We start from the raw sequence: 18,571 nt of genomic DNA on the forward strand, positions 1-18,571 counted from the left end.
GCACCTACGCTGGCCGTATCCGGGTTTCCCCGAGGTAGCGAACACCTGTCGGCGCATGGAAGGAACAGCACAATGAGCGTATATGCATGGATCGGACTGGGGAACATGGGTGGACCCATGTCGGCGAACCTGGTCGCCGCCGGGCACGAGGTGCGCGGAGTCGACCTGAACGAGCAGGCCCGCGCCGCGGCGGCGGGTGCGGGCGTGCACCTTGCCGACTCCGTAGCCCAGGCGCTGGCGGGGGCGGATGCGGTGATTACCATGCTGCCCAAGGGCCAGCATGTCCGCGCGGTCTACGAGGGTCCCGAGGGCATCTGGGCCCATGCCACCGAATCGATGATGCTGCTGGACTGCTCCACAGTGGACATCGAGACCTCCCGCTACATCCACGAGCAATCAGCGGCCCGCGGGCTGAAGTTCGTCGATGCCCCGGTTTCCGGCGGCATCTCGGGAGCGGCGGCCGGCAGCTTGGCCATCATGCTCGGCGGGGCGCCGGAACTCATGGAGCGGGCCGGTGAACTGGTGGCGCCGATGTCCGCGCGCGCCATCGTCGCCGGCGGTCCATCCATGGGCATTGCGGCGAAGATCTGCAACAACATGATGCTGTTCATAGACCTCATGGCCAGCGCCGAGGGGTCGCAGCTGGCCGAGAAGCTGGGACTGGATCCACAGGTGTTCTGGGAGATCGTGTCGGTATCCTCCGGCCGCTCGTGGGCGCAGCAGACGTGGTACCCGGTGCCCGGCATCGTCGACACCGCCGCTGCGAACAACAACTTCGAGGCTACTTTCCGCGTGGACCTGGCGCGCAAGGACGTGGGGCTGGCACTGGACGCGGGAACCATGTCCGGCATCTGTCTTCCCGCCGCACAGCTGGTCAGCAAGCACTTCGACGAGCTGATCTCGGAAGGGCTGGAAGACAAGGACTGCTCGCTGATCGTCAAGAACCTGGTGCCCGGCGGGCAGGTGCGCGGTTACGGGGCGGCAGAGCATGCCAACCGGTGACGCGAGGCGCAGCGTGCGCCGGGCGGTAGTCACCGGCGGCGCGGGAGGCATCGGGCTGGCCTGCGCCCGCGAACTCTCCGCGCGGGGGATCCACGTCGTGGTAGCGGACCTGGACGAGCAGGCGGCGCGGAACGCGGCGGACGAGGTCGGCGGGGAAGCCTGGGTGGTGGACCTGTCGGATACCGCCGGGTTGGAGGGGTTGTCCCTGGAAGCCGACATCCTTGTCAACAACGCCGGGGTGCAGCGGGTGGGGCCGATCCACGAATACCAACCCGAGCAATGGCGCTTGATCCACCGGTTGATGCTCGAAGCCCCGTTCCTGCTGATCCGCGCGGCGCTGCCGGGCATGTACGAGCGGAGGTTCGGGCGCATCATCAATATTTCTTCGGCCCATGGCCTGCGCGCCAGCGCCTTCAAGAGCGCCTACGTGTCGGCCAAGCACGGGCTGGAGGGCCTGTCGAAGGTGGCCGCGCTGGAAGGCGCGGAGCATGGGGTGACGAGCAACTGCATCAATCCCGGGTATGTGCGCACCCCGCTGGTCGAGGCGCAGATCGCCGACCAGGCGCGGGTCCACGGCATCGCCGAGTCTGAGGTGATGGAAAAAATCATGCTGACCGACATGGCGGTCAAGCGGCTCATCGAGCCGGAGGAAGTCGCGTCGCTGGCAGGATGGCTTGCCGGGGATGACGCTGGGATGGCCACCGGCGCCAGCTACGCCATCGACGGCGGCTGGACGGCGCAATAGCTCTCCGGCATTCCACAGGGCAAACAGCGGGCAGGCGCAGGGAATGGATTTCCCGGCGTCTACCCGCTGTCGTTCGTCAGCAGTATTTAAGCCTTCACCACGTGGTGTCCCAGCTGGCTGGTCGGCACGCGGTAGGTTTCCCGCGCGGTCAGCGCCGAAATCGAGGCGATCAGCGCGATGGCCGCGGTGAACAGGCTGATCTGGACCCAGCCTCCGGGCTGCAGCCCGCCCAGGGCGGCCACGATGGACGGGGCGAAGCCCGCCATCAGGAAGCCCAGCTGGGTGCCGATGGCCAGGCCGGAGAAGCGTACCTGGGAAGAGAACATCTCGGCGTAGAAGCTCGGCCACACGGCGTTGGCCGCGGCGTAGGCGCAGGAGAAGACCAGCAGCGAGAGCCCGAACTGCAGCAGCGTGTTGCTGGTTTCCATGGAGCGCAGGTAGAAGGGCATGACCGCCGCGGAAGCCAGGGCCCCGTAGATGAAGACCGGCTTGCGGCCGATCCGGTCGGCCAGCATGCCGAAGAACGGCTGGGTGAGCAGTGCGCCGATATTGCCTGCAACGACCAGCCACAGGGTGATGGACTCGTCCATGTTGCCGATGGTCTTGCCGTAGGAGATGGCCAGGGTTCCGTACACGGTGGACACCGCGGCGATGAATGCGCACAGCACCACGCGCAGCACGTCCTTCCAGTGGAAGCGCAGCAGCACGGCCAGCGGCAGCTTGGCGATCTCGTTGTTCTTCTTGGCCTTCTCGAATTCCGGGGTCTCGTGCAGCGAACGGCGGATGAAGAAGGTCACCACCACCACCACGGCCGACAGCCAGAACGGGATGCGCCAGCCGATGCCGAACTTGATCTCGTCCGGCAGCGCCACCACGGGAATGAAGATCATTGCCGCCAGGATCTGGCCGCCCTGGGTGCCGGTCAGGGTCCAGGAGGTGAAGAAGCTGCGGCGGTGGTCCGGGGCGTGCTCCAGGGACATCGAGGAGGCGCCGGCCTGCTCGCCGGCGGCGGACAGGCCCTGCATCAGGCGGGCGATCACCAGCAGGATCGGGGCCAGCCAGCCGACCTGGTCGAAGGTGGGCAGGCAGCCGATGGCGAAGGTCGAGGCGCCCATGAGCACCAGGGTGAACATCAAGACCTTCTGGCGGCCGATCCGGTCGCCGAAGTGGCCCAGGATGATCGCGCCGATGGGGCGCGCGATGTAGGCGAAACCGAAGGTCGCCAGGGACATGACCGCGGCGTTGGCGTCGGCGTCGGGGAAGAAGATGTGCGGGAAGATCAGGGCTGCGGCGGAGCCGAAGATGAAGAAGTCGTAGTATTCGACGGCGCTGCCCATGAAGCTGGCCAGCGCGGCCTTGACCGGCGTGCGCTGTCCGCTTCCGTGCTCTTCAGATGCCGACGGCATGGGTGTCGTGGTCATCGGGTTACTCCCTTGGTGCGTGGTGATGTTCTGGCCCGATTCCGTAAAATGTGCGCTATGCGACCACTTGTTCGGAATGTGTTCATTGGTTTAGAGTAGATGTAAATCACAGACGAAGCAATACCTGTTGCGTCGATGACTGAATGCGAGGACCTGCGATGAGTACCACTGCCGAATCCTATTTGGTGGGTTTGATCGGCGACGGGGTCATGCCGTCGCTGACTCCCGGGATGCATGAACGGGAGGCCGATGTGCAAGGCCTGCGCTACCTGTACCGCCCGATCGACCTCGCCGTGCTGGGACGCCCGGGCAGCGATGTCGGAGCTCTATTAAAGGCCGGAGCGCAGCTTGGTTTCAATGCCTTCAACATCACCCATCCGTGCAAGCAGCTGGTCCTGGAGCACCTCGACGAGATCACGGAAAATGCCCGGGACATCGGCGCGGTGAACACCGTGGTCATCCGCGAGGGAAAGTTCCACGGCTACAACACCGATGCCTCCGGATTCGGCCGCGGATTTGCCGAGGGGCTGCCCGGAGCGAACCAGCAAAGGGTCCTGCAGCTGGGGGCCGGCGGCGCCGGGTCCGCAGTGGCCTACGCGCTGCTGGCTTCGGGGACCGAGCAGCTCTTCCTGGTGGACCCGGACGCGCAGCGCGCCGGGCAGCGCGCCGCGGAGCTGAACCGGCTCTTCCCGCACGCCGAGATCACCGCGGCCTCCCCGGAACAGGTGCCCGGGCTGCTGCCCTCCGTGGACGGGCTGCTGAACGCCACCCCCATCGGCATGCACCACCACCCCGGCCTGCCGCTGGAACTGGAGGGGCTTGAATCCCGCCACTGGGTGGCTGACTGCATCTACCGTCCGGTCGACACCGAATTGATCTGCGCCGCCCGGGCCCGCGGCTGCCGTGTGCTGGACGGCGGGCACATGGCGGTGGGCCAGGCAGTGGACGCCTTCGAGATCTTCACCGGCATCAAGCCCGATGCCGCGCGCATGCGCGCGCACCTGCTGGAGATGCTGGAGGCGGGACGGTAATGCGCACTTCCATCGCCACCGTGTGCCTCTCGGGGACCCTGGAGGAAAAGATGCTCGCCTGCGCCAAGGCAGGATTCGACGGCATCGAGATCTTCGAGCAGGACCTCATGGTCAGCCCGATGTCCCCGGAGGAAGTCCGGGCGCTGGCCGCGCGCCTGGGGCTCACCCTGGACCTGTTCCAGCCCTTCCGGGATTTCGAAGGCGTGGATCCCGAGCTGTTGCAGGCGAATCTGCACCGCGCGGAGGCGAAGTTCAAGCTCATGGCGCGCCTGGGCATGGACCTCATGCTGCTGTGCTCCAACGTCGGCACCGCCACCGTCAACGACGACGAGCTGTTCGTCGCCCAGATCCGCCAGCTCGCGGACCTGGCCGCCGGCTACGGGGTGCGCATCGCCTACGAGGCGCTGGCCTGGGGCAAATACGTTGACACCTACCAGCATTCCTGGGACATCGTCCGCCGGGTGGACCGGCAGAACGTGGGCATCTGCCTGGACAGCTTCCACATCCTCTCGCGCGGGGACGACCCGGAAGCCATCGCGCAGATCCCGGGGGAAAAGATCTTCTTCGTGCAGCTGGCCGACGCCCCGGTGCTGTCCATGGACATCCTGTCCTGGTCGCGCCACTACCGGGTGTTCCCGGGGCAGGGAGGTTTCAAGCTGGATCAGTTCCTCGGCGCCATTGCCCGCTCGGGCTACGCCGGCATCATTTCCCTGGAGATCTTCAACGACGTCTTCCGCCAGTCGAATGTCGAACGCACCGCGGTGGACGGGCTGCGCTCGCTGAACCTGCTGCAGTCCCAGACCGCGCAGCTGCTGGCCGCGCAGGGGACCGGCTCCGGGCTCGACCTGCAGGCGCTGCCCGGCGGGCAGCAGCCCCGCGGCTTCGACTTCACCGAAATCCGCACCGAGGATCCCGAGCCGGTGGCGCGGCTGCTGGCCCAGCTGGGCTTCGAGTTCCGCGGCCAGCATCGCCGCAAGCCGGTGCAGCTGTTCAGCGCCGGAGGGGCCAGGATCATCATCAACGCGCAGCGCAGCCGCGGGGTCACCGCCGCGGTGTCCGGCTTCGGGGTGCAGGTCCCGGACCCCGGTGTCGCCGGCGAGCGCGCGCTGCGGCTGCTGGCCCGCCCGGTCCCGCGCCAGCACCTGCGCAACGAAGCGGACCTGCCCGGGTTCAACGCCCCGGACAACACGGAGGTCTTCTTCGCCCCCGCCGGGCGCGGCAGCGGCTGGGAGGCGGAATTCGGGGTGCAGGAGGCCGGCGCCCCGGAACATTTCCCCGAGCTGATCGAATGCATCGACCACCTGAACCTCGCCCAGCCCTGGCAGTCCTTCGACGAGTCGGTGCTCTTCTACACCAGCGTGCTGAACCTTCAGGCGCTGCCGGGCACCGAGGTGCCCAGCCCCATGGGGCTGGTCCGCTCCCAGGTGCTGGCCACCGGGGACTGCGCGGTCCGGCTGGCGCTGAACATCGTGCCGCACGGGCTGGAAGAGGCCATCGACCGGAACCACGAATACCCCGAGCACATTGCGGTGCGCACTTCGGACATCATCGCCCTGGCCCGCAACGCGGTGGCCAGGGGCATGGAGTTCCTGCACATCCCGGCCAACTACTACGAGGACCTCGCCGCGCGCTTCGACCTGGACGCCCAGCTGCTGGATACGCTCCAGGAGCTGAACCTGCTCTACGACAGGGACGAGCACGGCCAGTTCCTGCATTTCTACACCGAGACCATTGGAAACATGTTCTTTGAAGTAGTTGAGCGCCGCGATGGTTACGATGGGTACGGGGCGCCCAATGCCCCGATCCGGCTGGCGGCGCAATTCGAACGCAACCGCTGGAACAGACACTAGCCACGGGGAGAATCGACTGTGACGCAGCGGCCGGACTACTTTGTTAAATCCACGGAGAAGACCCTGGCCGTCCTGCTCGCCTTCAACGGCGGAAATCCCGAGATGACCGTCAGCCAGGTCGCCGCCGCCACCGAACAGACCCGGGCCTCCGCGCGGCGCTTCCTGCTGACCCTGACCGACCTCGGCTACCTGGAAGCCAATGGCGCGAACTTCCGCCTGACCCCGCGCGTGCTGGACCTGGGCGCCTCCTATCTCTCCGGGATGACGCTGCCCAAGGCCGCCACCCTGCACCTGGAATCCCTGGCCCGGGAGCTGGGGGAAAGCGCCGCCTTGTGCGTGCTGGAAGGCCAGGACATCCTGTACATCGAGCGGGTCTCCTCGCCGCGGCTGTATTCGATGAACGTGTCCATCGGCAACCGGCTGCCGGCCTGGGTGACCTCCATGGGCCGCGTGCTGATCGCGGAGCTGGGCGCCGCGGAACAGGAGGCCTTCCTGGCGCAGATCGACCTGCAGCGCTACACCGAGCACACCGTGGCGAGCTTGGAGGACCTGCGCGCCGAGCTGGCCCGGGTGAAGGAACAGGGCTGGTCGCTGGTGAACCAGGAGCTGGACGAGGGCCTGCGCGGGCTGGCCGTGCCGGTGTACCGGGGAGACCAGCTGCTGGGCGCGCTGAACATCTCCGTGCAGCGCGGCCGCGCCGACCGGCAGAGCATCACCGAGCAGCTGGTGCCGCGCCTGCGCCGGGCCGCGCAGGACATCGCCGACGACTTCGGCGGCCGGCTGGCTTAATACGCCGCCGCGTTGCGCCGCCACGGCGTAGGCTGTCCTGCATGGACACGGAAAAACAGGCCATGGCGCCGCATGAGCACCCCGCCTTCGTCAACGACAAGTCGGCTAGGTGGCTGGGAGTCGAGGTGCTGCGCGCCGACTACGGCGACGTGGTGATTCGGATGCGGCTGCGCGACGACATGCTCAACGGCTACGGCATCGCGCAGGGCGGGATGATCGTCGCCTTCGCGGACGTCGCCTTCGCCCTGGCCTGCAACGACCCCCACGGCGACGGGAGCACCGTCACCGTGGCCTCGGGTGTGGACGTGAACTTCATGAATCCGGGATTCTCCGGCGACGCCATCACCGCCACCGGCACGCTGGTGGGCCATGCCGGGCGCAGCGGGCTGTTCGACATCGAGGTCACCCGCGACAACGAGGACGGCAGCACCACGCACCTGATCCACATGCGCGGGCGTTCGCGCACGATCCCCAACCGCCGCTAGGCCCGAGCGACTAGCCGCCCACCCGGGTGCTCGACGGGGCCCTGCACGGCCCAACTGCCGCGCAGGACAGCGCCGGTGATTTGGGTGGGCCCACCGTGCCGCTGCACCCCGCGTCAGGGCGGCCCCGGCCGCTACGAACCGGCCGGTGCCGAAGCAGCCGGGGCGTTGCCCGGCAGCTGCCCATCGGGCAGTGCCGGCGCGTGGTCGGATGGCATGCCTCCCGGGGCGTTTCCGCGGCCCGGGGTCCCGCCACCGGTAGCCTCGGTGTTCGTATCCACATTGACCGTGAGGCTGACAGTGTAGCCGGCGCTGGCGTCCCCGGTGACGGTCGCCAGCTGAGCGGCCCCCGAATCATCGCCGAAGACATTGTCCGAGGACAGGCTCACCCCCTGCAGATTCTTCACCGACTGCTCGTAGCCGGTGGTGGCGTACGCCGCGGCGCAGGCCTCCTGCGGCATGGCGACCTGCGAGGTGGCGATCGCAGTGGTGTGGTCGGTTATCGAAGCGGTGTCCGGATACACCTCGAAGTGGATGTGCGGCCAGCGCCCGGCATAGCATGCAGGGAAGATGCTGGTGTAGCGCACCAGGCCGTCGGCGCCGGCCACCTGGACCCCGCGCAGGTAGTTCTCATCTTCCAGGCCGCTGGAGTACATGGAGTATTCCCCGGACTGGTCGCAGTGCCACACGTACACTGCCACACCCTCGAAAGGACGCCCGTTGTTGGCAATGTCCACGATCTTCAGCTCCAGGGTCATCGGGATGCCCTCGGCCGTTGTCGTGCTGGTGCCGAAGCTGGAGCGGATGTCGCTGCGGACGATGCCGCTTTGCTCCAGCACATCCGGCCCGTTGGACCCGTCACCCGGGTACGGGCCGGCGGTCTCGTCCGGGATCTCCGCAGCGGTGGACGACGAGGGGGCGCCCTGGGTGCCGGCGGGGGAACAAGCGGCCAGGGCGAACGCGAGCGTGCCCACTCCCATCCCCGCCAAGACCTTGCGTCGCTCGATCAAGGTGCCGACGTCGAAGGGCAGCCCCTGGTCCTCAAGATCTTCATCGGGCCGCGGCAGTAGTCGGTGTCCGAACCAGCGTGGTGGGGGATTCATAGCGCGCTCCTTGAGCCAGGTGAAATGGGGTGATTGCTATGTTCACTACCGTAGACACGCGGATCATGGCCCACCACAGGAGGCACTGTGGGTTTTCTGGGAAGGGCTTGCGGCTAGCTCCCGTTGGAGGCGATGGCCTGCTCCAGCAGCAGGCAGAGCCGGCGCACGCCCTCCCCAATGGTTTCCTCGTCCACCGAGCAGAACGCCAGGCGCAGCTTGTTGCTGGCCTCGCCGGAGGGGCTGAACGCCGCCCCGGGAATGAAGATGACCCCGGCCTTCACGCCCTGCTGCAGCAGCGCGTAGGTGTCGATGCCCTCGGGCAGCGTCAGCCAGATGAAGAAGCCGCCCTCCGGATGCGTGTGGGTGATCCCTGCCGGCAGGTGTTGCGCCAGCGCCGCGAGCATCGCGTCGCGGCGTGAACGGTACAGGTTGTTGTACTTGGTGATCTGGCCCTTCCAATCGTGCTCTTCCAGATAGGCGCTGATGATCATCTGGTTCAGCGTCGGCGGGCACAGCGCCACCGCCTCGCCGGCCAGGTAGAAACGGCGGAACAGGTTCGTGGGCACCGCCGCCCAGCCGATGCGCAGGCCCGGGGCGAAGATCTTGGAGAAGGAGCCCATGTAGATGACGTTCTGCGGGTCCAGGCTGCGCAGCGTCGGAGCCGGGTCGCCCTCGTAGCGCAGCATGCCGTACGGGTTGTCCTCGAGGATCAGGATTCCGGCCTCACGGCAGATCTCGACGATTTCACCGCGGCGTTCGGCGGCCAGCGTGATGCCCGAGGGGTTGTTGAAATTCGGAATGGTGTAGAGGAACTTGATGCGCTCGCCGGCGGCCCGCAGTTCGCGGATGCGGGCGCGCAGCGCGTCGGGGATCAACCCGTTCTCGTCAGTGCCTACCGGCCGGGCAAGAACCTGGTAGGCCTCGAAGGTGTTCAGCGCGCCGACATAGGTGGGATCCTCGCACAATACGGTGTCGCCCGGGTCGCAGAAGACCTTGCAGGCCATGTCTTGGGCGGACTGGGAACCGTTGGTGACCACTACGTCCTCGATGCCCACGTTCGTGATGCCTTCCGCGGCCATCACCTCGATGATCTGCGCGCGCAGCTCGGGGGTTCCCAGCCCGGAGCCGTACTGCAATGCCACCGGCCCCTGCTCGACGATGATGCGCCGGGCCAGCTCGCCGACCTTCTGAAGCGGCAGCAGCTGCAGATAGGGGTTTCCACCGGCTAGCGAAACCAGCGAGGGATCCAGAGACAGCTCGAACACGTCGCGGACCGCCGACTGCTTGATGCCTGCGGCACGCTGGGAAAAGAGTGCTTCCTGCACTTCCTGGATGGAACGCTGATCGGTTGACATGGGTCCTCCTGGATCCGCCCGCCCCGCGGTAGCGGGACTACGGCACCTGCGACTTTCAGTGGCGCAGAAAAGTTTTCAAATAGAATACTTTGGTATTCCAACAGGAAAACAGGTGCTTGGCAAGATCCCAGGCGTCGAAAACCGTGATTTCCCTGCTAGTCCCCTTTGGGCGACGGGTTCTCCCGGGAGTCCAGCCACGCCTGAATGGCGCTGGGGCGGATGCGGCGATGCGTGCCGCGGTACTCCACCGGAATGATCCCGGAGTCCGCGAGCTTGCGCAAATAGCTGTTGGAGATCCCCGCCATCTGGGCCGCCTGGGAGGTATTCAGCAGCAGTTCTGCCGTGCCGATGGTGACCGAGTCGCCGGCGGCGAAGCGGGAGAGCACCTCAATCAGCGCATCGTGCGCATCCTTCGGGATCTGCAATGCGGTGCCGTTGACGAAGACGGTGGTGTCGCCGGATTCAGCCAGCGCGCGGCGGAGGCGTTCGGTAGTTTTTTCGTCAAGTGCCTCGAAAGTGCGAACCTTGCCCAGCGCGGAAGTCGGAGTTGCCATGTGTCTCATTTTGCCTGAGAATTGCGCCCTCCGCACCGTTGGCGGCCGAGTCCGTCCAATGACCGATTATGAAACTTTATGACGGTGATGCGACGAACGGGGGTTGTCCCACGACCAGCGGTTACCGTATGGTGGAAATTGTAGGTCTAAAGAAAGTACTGACCAACCATCATCCGGCACACCGTGAGGGAATGCTTCGCCTTACCAGGCTGCTCCGCTCGGGGAACTGTGTACATGGATGCTTGATACCTGCCTTAACTGAGCAGCCTCAAGATCTATTGCGGTCGGATGAATGGTCATGCGCGTTCCTACGCTATTCCACAAGCTTCGTGGGTACTGCGTTTTCGTCATTCAGAACTTTCTTGAAAGTAGAGCTATTCAATGTCTGTTGAATCCACTAAAGACCTGTCCACCATCACCGATGCCGAAATCTTCGACTCCCACCTTGGCGGCAAGCTGACCGTCCAGTCCAAGATGCCGCTGGCTTCCAAGCGCGATCTGTCCATCGCCTACACCCCGGGTGTCGCCAAGGTATCCCAGGCCATTGCCGATGATCCAGCCAAGCACGCCACCCACACCTGGGCCTCCCGACTGGTCGCCGTGGTCTCCGACGGCACCGCTGTGTTGGGCCTGGGCGACATCGGCGCCGCAGCGTCGCTTCCGGTCATGGAAGGCAAATGCGCGCTGTTCAAGGAATTCGGCGGCCTGGATTCGATCCCACTGGTGCTGAACACCAAGGACGTCGACGAAATCGTCGACACCATCGTCCGCCTGCAGCCGAGCTTCGGTGCGGTGAACCTGGAAGATATCTCCGCACCGCGCTGCTTCGAGATCGAGCGCCGACTGATCGAGGAACTCGACGTTCCGGTCATGCACGATGACCAGCACGGCACCGCCGTGGTGGTGCTGGCGGCCCTGATCGGCGCAGCGCGCCAGGTCAAGCGTGACATCAGCTCCTTGAAGGTCGTCGTTTCGGGTGCCGGTTCGGCTGGTGTGGCCGTGACCAACCTGCTGCTGTCGGCCGGCGTTGCCGACGTCATCGTGCTCGACTCGCGCGGCACCATCCACCGCGAGCGCAACGATCTGAACCAGTTCAAGGCCGATCTGGCCGCTCGCACCAACCGCGACGACGTGATGGGCGGACTGGCCGAGGCGCTGGACGGGGCTGATGTCGTTGTCGGGCTGTCCTCCTCGACCTTCCCGGAGGAAGCTCTGGCCAAGATGAACAAGGACGCAATCATCTTCGCCCTGTCCAACCCGACCCCGGAGGTCATGCCGGATGTCGCCGCCAAGTACGCGGCAGTGGTCGCCACCGGACGCAGCGACTTCCCGAACCAGATCAACAACGTGCTCGCCTTCCCAGGCATCTTCCGCGGTGCGCTGGATTCGGGTGCGAAGAAGATCACCGAGGAAATGAAGGTCGCCGCAGCCCACGCGATCGCCGAACTGACCGGTGATGACCTGGCTGCCGACTACATCATTCCGTCGGCACTGGATGACCGGGTGATGCCGGCAGTTGCCGCAGCGGTTGGCGCCGCGGCCAAGGCCTCGAACGCACTCTAAAGATTCCCCTGCGAGGGAGCTCATAGGCGGCAGTTGGAGAGCTGCCGCCACAGGAAATCGCCGTTCCGAATCAATTGATTCGGGGCGGCGATTTCTGTTGCCAGCGAGCTTATCTGGAACTAGCGGAGCCGGCCGTAGCAGTTGTCCACACTTCGCGGGTAGCAGAGCCTTTCCTTCCGACTGGTGGGAACACTGGGATTATCTCGGTTCACTACCCAGGGAGGACACTTCATGAAAACGCTTGGCGGGAACTTCAGCTTCCTGAGCAGCACGCCCGAAGAAGATTTCATGCACAGGATCGAAAGGGAACTCGAGGATGTGGGATTCGCCGTGCTGGTGTTCATACCGGATGATCGCCAGATCTTCGCCGCATTCTCACTAGGACTCACAGGCTATGGGCATCCGGAACTCGCCGTCTTCGCAACCTGCGAAGATTCGGCTCGCTGTTTCCTGCTCCACCTGATTGAGCAGGTGCTCTGCCATGCCAAGGCCTTCAAGGAGGGTGTCACGTCCACGGCGTTCTACCCTTCGCTGGAAGTCATCGACCTCACGGACCCTTTGGCCGGACTGCGCATCTACGACGAACTGCTCGACGAGGAAGACGTGCAGGTGTTCGGTGTCCGTCCAAAGAAGAACTTCGCCGGCGCACCTTCCAGCTGCGTTTCGGCCGCTGAGCAAGAAGGGGAAACGACATGTGCGACATGTGCGACGGAATGAGCAGGAAACAGGTTAATGCCAAAACGAATCGCCACATCCAGGAATACGGCAGATCCATCGTCTACGTCGAATCTGCTGCCGTCAGCGAAGCCTACGGCTACACGGTCGGGCTGACAAAGATCGGTCATCCGGAGTTTTTGCTCCGGGGCATGGGGCCGGAAGACACGCTGCAGATGCTCAACGGATTTTCCGAAAGCGTGCTGACACGCGGTGAGAAGTTCGGGCAGGGGCACACCGCCAACTGGAAAGACGGACGGATCCTGTTCTTCAGCGCGGTCTCCGGCCCTCTCCACCTCCTGATTCCGGCCGCATACTCGCGATACGCGCACCGGACCCGGCTACTGGAGATCAGCTTCGTCGGGGAAGATGTTCCGTTCAGCGTGCTGGCCGCGCGGAAGAACTGACCTGCTCGCGGACCCCGTCAAGGCCCAGATCGTGTGAGGCTCTTGGGAGAAGTCGAAGCCGCCGAGCAAACCCACAGACCGATGCGATACGGCACCGTGTGTCCGGCCGGGCGCCACGCTTGCCGGCGCAGCGCTGGCCGGACTGTCGCATCGGATCAGCGGAATGCGGCGTGCACGGTGCCCAGCCCGGTGATCTGGGCTGCAGCCGTGGCAGCGTCTCCCAGCGGAACCGGCACATTCATGGAACCGCTGAGCACGATATCACCCGGTTTCAGCCCCGAACCCTGGGATGCAAGATGGCGGGCCAGCCATGCCACGGATTCGAGCGGGTTACCCAGAACGGAATCGGTGGAGCCAGGGTGCTTTGCCTCGCCGACGGTAAGCAGGCTTGTCGCGTCGGCGATATCGGCAGGCAGCCCGACCGGTTTACCTACCACGGCTGCGGACGCATTCGTGTTGTCGGCAATGAGCATCGGCAGGCTTGCCGCACCGCCGCTCCAGCGGCTGTCGATGATTTCCAACGCCGGTGCCACGGATTCGGTGGCCGTGATGATGTCCTGGATTGAGGCGGCGGGGTCATCAAGCGGTGACCCGATGATGAACGCGATTTCCGCTTCCGCCATCGGGTTGCTGAGCTGTCGTGTATCGATGAAACCACCGGAGGGTGCCAGCGTGCTTTCCAAGAGATATCCGTGGACCGGGGTGTCGTAATTGTACGAAGCGCGGACAGGTGCGGCGGTCAAGCCGATCTTGTAGCCCGCGAGCCGTTCTCCCTCGGCTAGTGCAAGTTCGCGGCCCAGGGCGGCGATTTCGAAGGCGAGGCCGAGATCCAGGGGTTCTATCCCGGCACTTGCCAGTGGCGTACCGTGGCGCATTGCGTGGCGCAGGCTTCGGGCGACGGCATGAACGTTTGACGCTTCCATATCTTCCTTCGGTAGTACGAAAAATTCGCGTCCAGGTCCGTTGGCAGGCTGTCGAATCATTCGTCGGGGCACTATGGCGACCGTTGGGTTTACGGGTCCGGCGAGGCGTCTTCGTCGGGATTTTCCGAGCTCTAATAAGATCATGACAAATCGCATAGTGGAAAATAAATTTCATTACACGAAAACTTGTCATATTTCGCGGAGCGGCTAATGGTCTTGCCGGGAATCGTCTGATGGTGAAGAAGCGAGAAGGGCCGTCGGGAACCTTGGTTCCCGACGGCCCTTCAGGCTGTATATGAACGTGTGCCTAGCGCACCTTGCGTGAACCCGCGGCAGCCAGATAGGCGGCGGCTTCGCGCTTCTCCTGCGCGATGCGCTCCTCGTGGTCCCGGCGCAGCTGCTGGTGCTTCGGATTCTTGCGCAGCAACAGGTAGCCCAGGCCAACCAGCGCAAACCAAATCGGGGTGGCGTACATGCCCATCAGGGTGTCAGGATCCTGGGTGAAGGCCCACAAGAGAAAGACGAAGAACGCCAGCACCACCCACGGCATGAACGTACCGCCGGGGACCTTGAAGATCGACTCGTCGTGGGCCTGCGGACGGCGCCTGCGGTAGACGATGTAACTGATCAGGATGATGCTCCAGACAAAGATGAAGCACAACGAGGAAATCGTGGTGACAATGGTGAAACCCTTGGACTCTCCCAGTCCGAAAACCAAAAGGACGATGGCGCTGAGTAGCACCACACCGGAGAGGAACAAAGCATTGCGCGGCACCTGGCGGCGGGTCAGCTTGGAGAACGCCTTGGGAGCATTGCCGTCGGTGGACAGGCCGAAAACCATGCGGGAGGTTGAATAGATGCCTGAATTCGCCGAGGACATGGCCGAGGTCAGCACAACCATGTTCACGATGTGTGCGGCGGCGCCCAGACCGGCCAGGGAGAACAGCATCACGAACGGGGAATTATCCGCGTCGAATCGGTCCCAGGGAACTACGGACATCAACACCGCGAGCGAGCCGACATAGAACAGCAGCACGCGGACGGGAATGGCATTGACCGCCCGGGGCAAATTATGCTCGGGGTTCTTGGTTTCCGCCGCCGCGGTGCCCACCAGTTCGATGCCCACGAAGGCGAAGACGGCGATCTGGAAGCCCATGATGAAGCCCATGAGCCCACCGCCGAAGAAGCCCCCGCCGACGTTGAACAGGTTCAGGAACGAAGCCCGGGCGCCGTCGTGCTCGAAGCCGGTGAACACCATGACCAGGCCGATCACGATCAGCAGCACGATGGCCGCGATCTTGATCAGGGCGAACCAGAATTCGGTTTCGCCGAAGCCGCGCACCGAAGGCAGATTCAGCGCAATCAGTGCCGCGATGACAACCAGCGCCGGAATCCAGGTCGGGATCAGCGGCAGCCAGAAGGTCACGTAGACCGAGGCAATCACGATTACGTCGGCCACGCCGGTAACGATCCAGCAGAACCAGTAGGTCCAGCCGGTGAAGAACGCGGCCCAGGGACCGAGGATGTCTCCGGCGAAGTCGGAGAAGTTGCGGTAGCTGCTGCGGCTGAGCAGCAGCTCGCCCATGGCCCGCATGACGAAGTACAACATGAAGCCGATGACCATGTAGACGAGGATGACCGACGGGCCGGCGACCGAGATGGTCTTGCCCGAGCCCATGAATAGGCCGGTGCCGATGGCACCGCCGATGGCAAGCAACTGGATATGTCGATTGGACAGGGCTCGTTGGAGCTCCGGTCCGTTTTCGCTGGCAGTATCCGTGGATTCGTGCGCCACGTTGTGCCCCTTTCGTGCATCGCCCGAGGGGCGCCGATCGTACTGGTGCGAGCTCGGACGAGCCCAGTGAGTGACATTACAGCATTCGAATCTCGTTCAATAGTCGAATTTCCGCGGAGGATGCAATTCAAGAGGTGGGAATAGAGTTAATTGTGTTCGAGCTCATTAGTGCCGATCAAGGGTCAATGAGTAGTCTTGGAGCATGGCATTTCGAAATCGTCGAGCAGCGGCTCTCCCGGCAAAGTTGTCCCGATCCTGGCTATTGGTTAATGCGGCCAAGGACGAAGATTTTGGTCCGGCCCTGGCCTCGGAAGCGGACTCAGTCATCTTCGACATGGAAGCTGCGGTGCCTGATGACAAGAAGGCGGAAGCCCGCGACAAGGTGGTCCACGCGCTGTCCAACGGCATGACCGCTTGGGTCCGCGTGAACGGCATCGATACCGACTACTGGTCGGATGACTTGGCGGCACTGTCGGCAACCCCGGGGCTGCGCGGCGTCATGCTCGCCATGACGGAAAAGCCCGAGCAGGTCACCTACACGGCAATGCGACTGCGTGCTGGCACCCCGGTGCTGGCGCTGATCGAATCCGCCGTAGGCATCGAAAATGCCACTGCCATCGCTTCAGCCCCCGGCACCTTCCGCCTGGCCTTCGGCGTGAACGACTTCCGCAAGGACACCGGCGTCTCCGACGACCCACTGGCGTTGGCCTACGCCCGCGGCAAACTCGTTGTGGCATCCCGCGTGGGCAAGCTGCCCGGTGCCATTGACGGCCCGCCGCCTGCCGGCGCGGACGGCACGAAGGTCACCGAGGAAACCCTGGTGACCGCATCGATGGGCATGACCGGAAAGCTGTCGTTGTCGCGTGACCACGTCGACGGCATCAATGCAGGGCTGGCCCCGAGCGAAGACGAGTTGTCATGGGCCATGGAGCTGCTCGAAGCCCACGCCGCCGGAGCTTCGGTGGGCGATGGGTCCTACCTGCCGCGTCTGGCTCGCGCCCAGAAGATCGCAGATCTGGCCGATTCCTACGGCTTGTGGAACGCCTAGGTTTCACCACGATTCATGATTCGCATCCCGTCCGGTGGCATACCGGGCGGGATGCTTTTTACCCTGCGGCGCACCGGCTTCGCCCGTGGTGGGCATCGAAAGGCAAAAGCAGTGCCCTCCAGATCCGCGGATCTGGAGGGCACTGCTTTTGCCTAGGTGAACTGGACTAGCGAATCGGATCCGGTTCCTGGACTTCGCCACCACGCTTGTGCGAGGATCCGATGACGTCGCCGGCCTTCCATTCGGCCCAGCCCTTGCGGCCTGCCATGAAGTCCTCGATCTGGGCCTTGTCGGCTTCCAGCTTCGGGTCGTTCTTCAGGTACCACTTGGTTTCGCGGGCAATCAGGCCGGACATGATCAGCAGGCCGATCAAGTTCGGCAGGGCCATCAGGCCGTTCATCATGTCGGAGAAGTTCCAAACTGCGGTCAGCTCGGTGGTGCAGCCAACGAACACGATCAGCGAGAAGACCACGCGGAACGGCATGACCGCGCCGCGGCCGATGAGGCGCTCGATATTGCGCTCACCGTAGTACGACCAGCCCAAGATGGTGGAGAAGGCGAACATCACCAATCCGAGGGTGACGATCCAGTGGCCCCACTGGCCCGGCAAGCCGTAGGTGAATGCCTGACCGGTCATCAGGGCAGCGGAGAGCTGCTCGCCGGTTTCCGGATCGATCTGGTTCCAGGCGCCGGTGGTGATGATCACCAGGCCGGTGCAGGTCACCACGATGATGGTGTCGATGAAGGTCTGGGTCATGGAGACCAGGCCCTGGCGAACCGGGTGGGTGGTCTGTGCTGCGGCTGCCGCGATAGCGGCCGAGCCCATGCCCGACTCGTTCGAGAAGATACCGCGGGCCACACCGAACTGCACGGCGATGATAATTGCCGATCCGGCGAAGCCGCCGACTGCCGAGGTGCCGGTGAAGGCATCGGTGAAGATCTGTGCGAAGGCGGCAGGGATATCTGCCACGTTGGCGATCAGGATGTACAGCGCTGCGGCCACGTAGAAGATGATCATGACCGGAACGAATCCAGCGGTGACCTTACCGATGGACTTGATGCCGCCGACCAGCACGGCCATGGCCAGCACGGTCAATACGAGACCGGTCACCCACGGTGCCACATTGAAGGAGTTCTCCATGTTGGCGGCAATCGAGTTGCCCTGCGTCATGTTGCCGATGCCGAAGCAGGCCAAGGTCGCGGCAATGGCGAAGAACAGTGCCAGGAACTTGCCCAGTGGGCCCTTGATGCCGCGTTCCAGGTAGTACTGGGGGCCGCCGGACTTCTCGCCGGCAGTATCGGTACCGCGGTAGCGGACGCCGAGGAATGCTTCCGAGTACTTCGAGGCCATGCCGAGCAGACCGGTAACCCACATCCAGAACAGGGCGCCGGGACCGCCGATGCCGATGGCCGTGGCGACGCCAACGATGTTGCCGGTACCGACGGTTGCAGCCAGCGCCGTGGTGAGCGCCTGGAACTGCGAGATGTCGCCTTCAGCGCCAGGGTCCTTGCGCTTGAGCAGGCCGAGGCGCAGGGACGCAGCCAACTTGATGAACTGCAGACCGCCAAGGCGGATGGTCAGGTATAAGCCGGTACCCAGCAAAAGCGGGATGAGGACAAACGGGCCCCAAATTACCGAGGAGATGTCACCGAGTGTGGTGGCCAAGGCATCCATAGAAAAAGTTCCTTCGTGCGAGTGAAGAGTGTGCAGTCCGTTGATGTAGACGGATTTGTTGCTGTGACACACTTTATAGGAAGCTGAGACGGATGTCACAAATGGTAATTCAGG

Annotated in this window: 17 protein-coding genes; 10 read left to right on the plus strand and 7 right to left on the minus strand. The window is 64.3% G+C overall.

Annotation, left to right across the window (positions count from 1 at the left end; translation table 11 throughout):
- Positions 1-72 precede the first annotated feature (72 nt).
- Both mmsB and IEY43_RS03835 read left to right on the plus strand, forming a co-directional pair.
- A complete protein-coding gene (gene mmsB, locus IEY43_RS03830; RefSeq protein WP_188947281.1) occupies positions 73-1,002 on the plus strand; it encodes a 3-hydroxyisobutyrate dehydrogenase in 930 nt (309 codons plus the stop codon).
- Positions 989-1,747, plus strand: a complete 759-nt coding sequence (locus tag IEY43_RS03835) for a 3-hydroxybutyrate dehydrogenase (RefSeq protein ID WP_188947282.1) — start codon at positions 989-991, stop codon at positions 1,745-1,747. The genes mmsB and IEY43_RS03835 overlap by 14 nt, the downstream gene beginning before the upstream one ends.
- Positions 1,748-1,833: 86 nt before the next feature.
- On the opposite strand, the gene IEY43_RS03840 is transcribed toward IEY43_RS03835, so the two are convergent.
- Positions 1,834-3,153 carry an MFS transporter gene (locus tag IEY43_RS03840; protein WP_374189844.1) on the minus strand — a complete coding sequence of 440 codons (1,320 nt, stop codon included), beginning with the start codon at positions 3,151-3,153 and terminating at the stop codon, positions 1,834-1,836.
- Between the two features lie 173 nt (positions 3,154-3,326).
- Between IEY43_RS03840 and IEY43_RS03845 the strand changes: the two genes are divergently transcribed.
- The 4 genes from IEY43_RS03845 to IEY43_RS03860 are packed head-to-tail and all read left to right on the plus strand — an operon-like array spanning position 3,327 to position 7,323.
- Positions 3,327-4,199, plus strand: coding sequence for a shikimate dehydrogenase (locus IEY43_RS03845; RefSeq protein WP_188947284.1), 873 nt, complete (start codon positions 3,327-3,329; stop codon positions 4,197-4,199).
- On the plus strand, positions 4,199-6,049 hold the full coding sequence (locus tag IEY43_RS03850) for a bifunctional sugar phosphate isomerase/epimerase/4-hydroxyphenylpyruvate dioxygenase family protein (protein WP_188947285.1): 1,851 nt from the start codon (positions 4,199-4,201) through the stop codon (positions 6,047-6,049). The genes IEY43_RS03845 and IEY43_RS03850 overlap by 1 nt, the downstream gene beginning before the upstream one ends.
- 18 nt (positions 6,050-6,067) lie before the next feature.
- On the plus strand, positions 6,068-6,838 hold the full coding sequence (locus IEY43_RS03855; protein WP_188947286.1) for an IclR family transcriptional regulator domain-containing protein: 771 nt from the start codon (positions 6,068-6,070) through the stop codon (positions 6,836-6,838).
- A 41-nt stretch (positions 6,839-6,879) separates the two neighbouring features.
- Positions 6,880-7,323: a hotdog fold thioesterase gene (locus IEY43_RS03860; RefSeq protein ID WP_229777257.1), complete on the plus strand. Its 444-nt coding sequence runs from the start codon at positions 6,880-6,882 to the stop codon at positions 7,321-7,323.
- A 131-nt stretch (positions 7,324-7,454) separates the two neighbouring features.
- Here IEY43_RS03860 and IEY43_RS03865 read toward each other — a convergent pair whose 3' ends face one another.
- The 3 genes from IEY43_RS03865 to IEY43_RS03875 all read right to left on the minus strand — a co-directional run bounded on the left by IEY43_RS03865 (position 7,455) and on the right by IEY43_RS03875 (position 10,332).
- A complete protein-coding gene (locus IEY43_RS03865) occupies positions 7,455-8,423 on the minus strand; it encodes an intradiol ring-cleavage dioxygenase (protein ID WP_188947287.1) in 969 nt (322 codons plus the stop codon).
- A gap of 113 nt (positions 8,424-8,536) precedes the next feature.
- Positions 8,537-9,778 carry an aminotransferase-like domain-containing protein gene (locus tag IEY43_RS03870; protein WP_188947288.1) on the minus strand — a complete coding sequence of 414 codons (1,242 nt, stop codon included), beginning with the start codon at positions 9,776-9,778 and terminating at the stop codon, positions 8,537-8,539.
- A 155-nt stretch (positions 9,779-9,933) separates the two neighbouring features.
- Positions 9,934-10,332: a helix-turn-helix domain-containing protein gene (locus IEY43_RS03875; protein ID WP_188947289.1), complete on the minus strand. Its 399-nt coding sequence runs from the start codon at positions 10,330-10,332 to the stop codon at positions 9,934-9,936.
- A gap of 381 nt (positions 10,333-10,713) precedes the next feature.
- On the opposite strand from IEY43_RS03875, the gene IEY43_RS03880 reads away from it, so the two are divergent.
- The 3 genes from IEY43_RS03880 (at position 10,714) to IEY43_RS03890 (ending at position 13,016) form a co-directional block, all read left to right on the plus strand.
- On the plus strand, positions 10,714-11,895 hold the full coding sequence (locus tag IEY43_RS03880; protein WP_188947290.1) for an NAD(P)-dependent malic enzyme: 1,182 nt from the start codon (positions 10,714-10,716) through the stop codon (positions 11,893-11,895).
- A 231-nt stretch (positions 11,896-12,126) separates the two neighbouring features.
- Positions 12,127-12,612: a hypothetical protein gene (locus IEY43_RS03885; protein WP_188947291.1), complete on the plus strand. Its 486-nt coding sequence runs from the start codon at positions 12,127-12,129 to the stop codon at positions 12,610-12,612.
- Entirely contained in the window at positions 12,609-13,016 is a 408-nt protein-coding gene (locus IEY43_RS03890) for a DUF4262 domain-containing protein (protein WP_188947292.1), read from the plus strand. The genes IEY43_RS03885 and IEY43_RS03890 overlap by 4 nt, the downstream gene beginning before the upstream one ends.
- Before the next feature lie 155 nt (positions 13,017-13,171).
- Here IEY43_RS03890 and IEY43_RS03895 read toward each other — a convergent pair whose 3' ends face one another.
- Both IEY43_RS03895 and IEY43_RS03900 read right to left on the minus strand, forming a co-directional pair.
- Positions 13,172-13,939: a 2-keto-4-pentenoate hydratase gene (locus IEY43_RS03895; protein WP_188947293.1), complete on the minus strand. Its 768-nt coding sequence runs from the start codon at positions 13,937-13,939 to the stop codon at positions 13,172-13,174.
- Positions 13,940-14,246: 307 nt separating this feature from the next.
- Positions 14,247-15,734, minus strand: a complete 1,488-nt coding sequence (locus IEY43_RS03900) for an amino acid permease (protein ID WP_188947294.1) — start codon at positions 15,732-15,734, stop codon at positions 14,247-14,249.
- A gap of 202 nt (positions 15,735-15,936) precedes the next feature.
- Here IEY43_RS03900 and IEY43_RS03905 point away from each other — a divergent pair, with 202 nt between their 5' ends.
- Positions 15,937-16,782 carry an HpcH/HpaI aldolase/citrate lyase family protein gene (locus IEY43_RS03905; protein WP_188947295.1) on the plus strand — a complete coding sequence of 282 codons (846 nt, stop codon included), beginning with the start codon at positions 15,937-15,939 and terminating at the stop codon, positions 16,780-16,782.
- A 166-nt stretch (positions 16,783-16,948) separates the two neighbouring features.
- Here IEY43_RS03905 and IEY43_RS03910 read toward each other — a convergent pair whose 3' ends face one another.
- A complete protein-coding gene (locus IEY43_RS03910; RefSeq protein WP_188947296.1) occupies positions 16,949-18,457 on the minus strand; it encodes an alanine/glycine:cation symporter family protein in 1,509 nt (502 codons plus the stop codon).
- Positions 18,458-18,571: the final 114 nt, after the last annotated feature.

Origin of the sequence: Glutamicibacter protophormiae (assembly GCF_014647495.1) — a bacterium.
GTDB lineage: Bacteria > Actinomycetota > Actinomycetes > Actinomycetales > Micrococcaceae > Glutamicibacter > Glutamicibacter protophormiae.

What these genes read in the sequence shown, in the direction of transcription:
- mmsB (WP_188947281.1), top strand. Translation starts at nt 73, where the DNA reads ATGAGCGTATATGCATGGATCGGACTGGGGAACATGGGTGGACCCATG.
- IEY43_RS03835 (WP_188947282.1), top strand. Translation starts at nt 989, where the DNA reads ATGCCAACCGGTGACGCGAGGCGCAGCGTGCGCCGGGCGGTAGTCACC.
- IEY43_RS03840 (WP_374189844.1), bottom strand. Translation starts at nt 3,153, where the DNA reads ATGCCGTCGGCATCTGAAGAGCACGGAAGCGGACAGCGCACGCCGGTC.
- IEY43_RS03845 (WP_188947284.1), top strand. Translation starts at nt 3,327, where the DNA reads ATGAGTACCACTGCCGAATCCTATTTGGTGGGTTTGATCGGCGACGGG.
- IEY43_RS03850 (WP_188947285.1), top strand. Translation starts at nt 4,199, where the DNA reads ATGCGCACTTCCATCGCCACCGTGTGCCTCTCGGGGACCCTGGAGGAA.
- IEY43_RS03860 (WP_229777257.1), top strand. Translation starts at nt 6,880, where the DNA reads ATGGACACGGAAAAACAGGCCATGGCGCCGCATGAGCACCCCGCCTTC.
- IEY43_RS03865 (WP_188947287.1), bottom strand. Translation starts at nt 8,423, where the DNA reads ATGAATCCCCCACCACGCTGGTTCGGACACCGACTACTGCCGCGGCCC.
- IEY43_RS03870 (WP_188947288.1), bottom strand. Translation starts at nt 9,778, where the DNA reads ATGTCAACCGATCAGCGTTCCATCCAGGAAGTGCAGGAAGCACTCTTT.
- IEY43_RS03875 (WP_188947289.1), bottom strand. Translation starts at nt 10,332, where the DNA reads ATGGCAACTCCGACTTCCGCGCTGGGCAAGGTTCGCACTTTCGAGGCA.
- IEY43_RS03880 (WP_188947290.1), top strand. Translation starts at nt 10,714, where the DNA reads ATGTCTGTTGAATCCACTAAAGACCTGTCCACCATCACCGATGCCGAA.
- IEY43_RS03885 (WP_188947291.1), top strand. Translation starts at nt 12,127, where the DNA reads ATGAAAACGCTTGGCGGGAACTTCAGCTTCCTGAGCAGCACGCCCGAA.
- IEY43_RS03890 (WP_188947292.1), top strand. Translation starts at nt 12,609, where the DNA reads ATGAGCAGGAAACAGGTTAATGCCAAAACGAATCGCCACATCCAGGAA.
- IEY43_RS03895 (WP_188947293.1), bottom strand. Translation starts at nt 13,939, where the DNA reads ATGGAAGCGTCAAACGTTCATGCCGTCGCCCGAAGCCTGCGCCACGCA.
- IEY43_RS03905 (WP_188947295.1), top strand. Translation starts at nt 15,937, where the DNA reads ATGGCATTTCGAAATCGTCGAGCAGCGGCTCTCCCGGCAAAGTTGTCC.
- IEY43_RS03910 (WP_188947296.1), bottom strand. Translation starts at nt 18,457, where the DNA reads ATGGATGCCTTGGCCACCACACTCGGTGACATCTCCTCGGTAATTTGG.